At 74.2% G+C, this 4328-nt stretch carries 4 protein-coding genes; 1 reads left to right on the plus strand and 3 read right to left on the minus strand.

What is annotated here, in order from left to right:
- Positions 1-98: 98 nt before the first annotated feature.
- A complete protein-coding gene (locus E4099_RS29665; RefSeq protein ID WP_135342201.1) occupies positions 99-773 on the plus strand; it encodes a hypothetical protein in 675 nt (224 codons plus the stop codon).
- A gap of 64 nt (positions 774-837) precedes the next feature.
- On the opposite strand, the gene E4099_RS29670 is transcribed toward E4099_RS29665, so the two are convergent.
- From E4099_RS29670 to E4099_RS29680, 3 genes are read right to left on the minus strand one after another with little or no spacing between them, the layout of a single operon-like run.
- Complete coding sequence (locus E4099_RS29670; protein WP_135342202.1) at positions 838-2220, minus strand: aldehyde dehydrogenase family protein; 1383 nt, start codon at positions 2218-2220, stop codon at positions 838-840.
- Complete coding sequence (locus E4099_RS29675; RefSeq protein WP_135342203.1) at positions 2220-3224, minus strand: proline racemase family protein; 1005 nt, start codon at positions 3222-3224, stop codon at positions 2220-2222. The genes E4099_RS29670 and E4099_RS29675 overlap by 1 nt, the downstream gene beginning before the upstream one ends.
- Before the next feature lie 18 nt (positions 3225-3242).
- On the minus strand, positions 3243-4151 hold the full coding sequence (locus E4099_RS29680; protein WP_135342204.1) for a dihydrodipicolinate synthase family protein: 909 nt from the start codon (positions 4149-4151) through the stop codon (positions 3243-3245).
- Positions 4152-4328: the final 177 nt, after the last annotated feature.

Consider the following 4328-nt stretch of genomic DNA (forward strand, 5'->3'; position numbering starts at 1 on the left):
CCCGGCGCCCCACCGGCTCGCCGTGCCGCTCGCGCGGCGGCGCGGTTCGGCGGATCGCCGCTGTTCGGCGGGGTCGCCCGCGCCAGTAGGGTCAGGGCATGGCGTTCGAGACACAGAAGAATGGCGAACCCCCGGTCGCGGCAGTCGACTGGCGGGACGTCAGCACGTTCACCGTGGGCATCGTGGAGCGGGCCGAGGGGCGGGGTCGCAAGCAGGCGGTGCTGGGTCCGAACGCGGTGCGTGTGCCCCGGCGCGAGGGCCGGGAGCGTGTCTACGCGCCCTGCGCGTTCTTCCGCTCCGGGGCGGAGGGCATCCGCCCCGGCGAGTGGGTGCTGTACGAGGACCGTGAGGTGCGGCGCGTACTGTGCCGGATGACGCAGCTGCCGGACGAGGGCGGGGAGCGTCGCTACGAGGTGCGGGACGGCGCCGGCCGGGAGCTGGGCCGGATCGCGCGGATACCGGCCTCGGGGAAGCTGGCGCGGCACTCCTGGCGCGTCGAGCAGCCCGATCGGCCCGAGATCCTGAGCCGGAACAGATGGGCCGCTTTCGCGCGCGGCGAGGTCTCGATCCGGTCGACCGGCCGGCTGATCGGCGAGGCGGTCGGCTCCGCGGTCGCGCTGGCCCTGGACGACACCCCGGAGGTGGACCGGTCGCTGATCTGGCGCTCCGGGAAGGAGACCGTGATGGAGTCCAGCGGACGGGACTTCACGATCACGGCCAAGTGGCTTGACGTCAGGCTGGCGTTCGCGGTCGCGGTACTGGGCGACGACTGACCCGCGGCACCCGCGGCCGGCCGGCCACCGCTCCTGGGTTCCGGCCGGCCGCGGGCGTACGGTGTCAGGTTCCCGAAGCCGCGGGTGACAGGGTGTAGGTGCGGGTCAGGGTGTAGAACTCCAGCGCCGCGCGGCCCTGTTCCCGCGGTCCGTGGCTGGATGTCTTGGTGCCGCCGAAGGGCAGGTGGAAGTCGACGCCGGTGGACGGCGCGTTGATCCGGACCATGCCGGTGTCGAGGTGGTCGAGTCCGTGCAGCACCAGGTCGAGGTCGGCCGTGTGCACCGAGGTGACCAGCCCGTACGGAACGGAGTTGGTGATCCGTACGGCCTCCGCCAGGTCCTTGGCGGGCAGCAGCACGGCGATCGGGGCGAAGACCTCCTCGTACAGCAGCTGGTGGTCCGGCGGCGGTTGCTCGACCAGGGTGGGGGCCGCGTACCAGCCGGGGAGCTGGGGGGTGCGGCCGGCCGCCGCCACCCGTACGCCCTGCCGGGCCTCCCCGTACCGGTCCCGGGCCCGTTCGGAGATGAGCGGGCCGCAGACCGTGGCGGCGTCCGCCGGATCGCCCACCGGCAGGGCGCCCAGCGCCGCGGCGAGGGCTTCACGCAGCGGCTCACCGGCCGCGCCCACGGCGATCACCCGGCTGGTCGCGGTGCACTTCTGCCCCGCGTACCCGGCGATCGCGGCGGCGATGTGCCCGGCCGCCCGCTCGATATCGGCGTCGGGCAGGACGATGGCGGCGTTGAGGCCGCCCATCTCGGCCTGGACCGGGATCCCCCGGGCCGTGGCGGCCCGAACCGCCGCCGCGCCCACCGCGGTGGAGCCGGTGAAGGAGACGGCGTCGGCCGCGGCCAGCAGGGCGCGGCCTTCGGCGGCGCCGCCGGGCACCATGGTCAGCACCTCCTCGGGCAGCGCCCGCCGCACGATCTCGGCGAGGCGGGCGGCGCAGGCGGTGGCCTCCGGGGCCGGTTTGAGCACCACCGCGTTCCCTGCCGCCAGCGCCGGTGCCGCCTTCCAGCTGGGAATGGCATACGGGAAGTTCCAGGGCGTGATGAGACCGGCGACGCCGTGCGGACGGCGGCGGGTCAGCAGCAGCCCGGGGCCGCCGGCCGTCTCATGGACCGCCCCGACGGACTCGTAGGGGGTTTGCGCGTAGTAGTGCCAGATGGCGGCGGTACGCGCCACCTCGGCCCGTGCCTCGGTGAGGGGCTTGCCGACCTCTCGGACGGCGAGCGCGGCCAACTCCTCGGCAGCGGCCTCGATCGCCGTGGCGACCGAGGCCAGGGCCGCGGAGCGGGCGGCGGCGCCGGCGAGCAGCCAGCCGGGTTGGGCGGCGCGGGCCCGCTCCACGGCGTCCGCGGTGGCCGGGGCGCCGGCGGCCGGTAGCTCGGCCACGATGTCGGAGGGGTCCGCCGGGTTGCGGGAGACCAGCGGCGCGGGTGCGGGCATCACAGCAGGAAGCCTCCGGGGAAGGGGTCGTCGGGGTCGAGGAAGTACTGGGCGGTGCCGGTGAGCCAGGCGCGGCCGGTGATCCGGGGCACCACCGCCGGCACCCCGCCGACCTCGGTCTCGGCGATCAGTCGGCCGGTGAACTCGGTGCCGATGAAGGACTCGTTGGTGAAGTCGCGGTGCAGCGGCAGCTCGCCCCGGGCGTGCAGCTGGGCCATCCGCGCGGAGGTCCCGGTGCCGCACGGGGAGCGGTCGAACCAGCCGGGGTGGATGGCCATGGCGTGCCGAGAGCGGGCCGCGTTCGACCCGGGGGCGGCGAGGTAGACGTGCTTGAGGCCGCTGATGCCGGGCTGTTCGGGGTGGATCGGTCGGTCGGGGGAGGCGTTGACGGCCTCCATCACGGCCAGTCCGGCGGCCAGCAGCTCGCCCTTGCGAGCCCGGTCGAAGGGCAGCCCGAGGGCGTCCAGGGAGACGAAGGCGTAGAAGTTGCCGCCGTAGGCCAGGTCGTAGGTCACCGTGCCGTATCCCGGCACCTCCACCTTGCGGTCCAGGGCGACGCAGAAGGCGGGCACATTGGTGAGGGTGGCGGACCGGGCCGCGCCGTCCGAGACCTGGACGTCGACCGAGACCAGCCCGGCCGGGGTGTCCAGCCGCACGGTGGTGACCGGCTCGGTGACCGGCACCATGCCGGTCTCCACCAGCACGGTGGCCACCCCCAGGGTGCCGTGGCCGCACATCGGCAGCACTCCGGACACCTCGATGTAGAGCACGCCGTAGTCGGCGTCCGGCCGGATGGGCGGCTGGAGGATCGCGCCGCTCATCGAGGCGTGGCCGCGCGGCTCGTACATCAGCAGGGTCCGCAGGTGGTCCAGGTGCTCGATGAAGTGGGTACGGCGTTCGGCCATGGTGGCGCCGGGGATCACGCCCACACCGCCGGTGATGACCCGGGTGGGCATGCCCTCGGTGTGGGAGTCGACGGCGTGGAAGACATGACGGGTACGCACGGGAGTCCTTTCCGCGGCTCAGTGGTGGCCGTCGGCCAGGGCCTTCTCGGTGGCGGCGCGCACCTGCGCCTCGAACGGTGCGGTGAGCGGCAGCCGCGGCGGGCGGGTGGGGCCGCCGTGGTGCCCGGCGACGTCCATCGAGACCTTGATGGCCTGGACGAACTCGGTCCTGGAGTCCCAGCGCAGCAGCGGGTGCAAGGAGCGGTAGAGGGGCCGGGCGGTCTCCAGGTCGCCGGCCACCGCGGCGCGGTAGAGGCGGACGCAGCTGGCCGGGAGGGCGTTGGGGAACCCGGCGATCCAGCCGACCGCCCCGGCGACCGCCAGCTCCAGCAGGACGTCGTCGGCGCCGGCCAGCAGGTCGAGTCCGGGGGCGAGTTCGGCCAGTTCCCAGGCGCGGCGGACATCGCCGCTGAACTCCTTGACCGCGACGATCCCCACCTCCTCGTGGAGCCTGGCGAGGACCGGCGGGGTGAGGTCGATCCTGGTGTCGACGGGGTTGTTGTAGGCGACGATCGGCAGCCCGGCCTTGGCCACCTCGGCGTAGTGGGCCCCCACCGCGGCCTCCTCGGCGCGGTAGGCGTTGGGCGGCAGCAGCAGTACGGAGCCGCAGCCCGCTTCGGCGGCCTGCTCGGCCCAACGGCGGGCCTCGACGCTGCCGTAGGCGGCGACCCCGGGCATCACCCTGGCCCCGTCCCCCGCCGCCGCGACGGCGGTACGGACCACTTCGGCGCGCTCCTGGTCGGTGAGGGTCTGGTACTCGCCGAGGGATCCGTTGGGCACCACGCCGTCGCAGCCCTCGCGGATCAGCCGGCGGACGTGCTCGGCGTAGCGGTCGTGGTCCACGGTGAGGTCGGGGCGGAGTGGGAGCGCGGTGGCGACCATGACGCCCCGCCAGGGCCGATCGGTGGTCCAGGAAGTGGTGGTCATACCAGGAAACCCTTCTATGGCGTGTGACATTTTATTGACGGGCCATGCGGTGTCGGCAAGAGCGCCGGATCGGTCAGTCCCGGCTGGAGCCCGCTGCGTCGGAGACGTCGCGCCGACGGGTGCGGGTGCGCTCCGGGGAGTCGGAGGTCTGCCCCGGGGAGTCCGGGGAGCCGGGGG

It is taken from the genome of Streptomyces palmae, from assembly GCF_004684805.1.
GTDB lineage: Bacteria > Actinomycetota > Actinomycetes > Streptomycetales > Streptomycetaceae > Streptomyces > Streptomyces palmae.

Bases quoted from the DNA above. Each gene is read 5' to 3' on its own strand.
- E4099_RS29665 (WP_135342201.1), top strand. From the start codon at position 99: ATGGCGTTCGAGACACAGAAGAATGGCGAACCCCCGGTCGCGGCAGTC.
- E4099_RS29670 (WP_135342202.1), bottom strand. From the start codon at position 2,220: ATGCCCGCACCCGCGCCGCTGGTCTCCCGCAACCCGGCGGACCCCTCC.
- E4099_RS29680 (WP_135342204.1), bottom strand. From the start codon at position 4,151: ATGACCACCACTTCCTGGACCACCGATCGGCCCTGGCGGGGCGTCATG.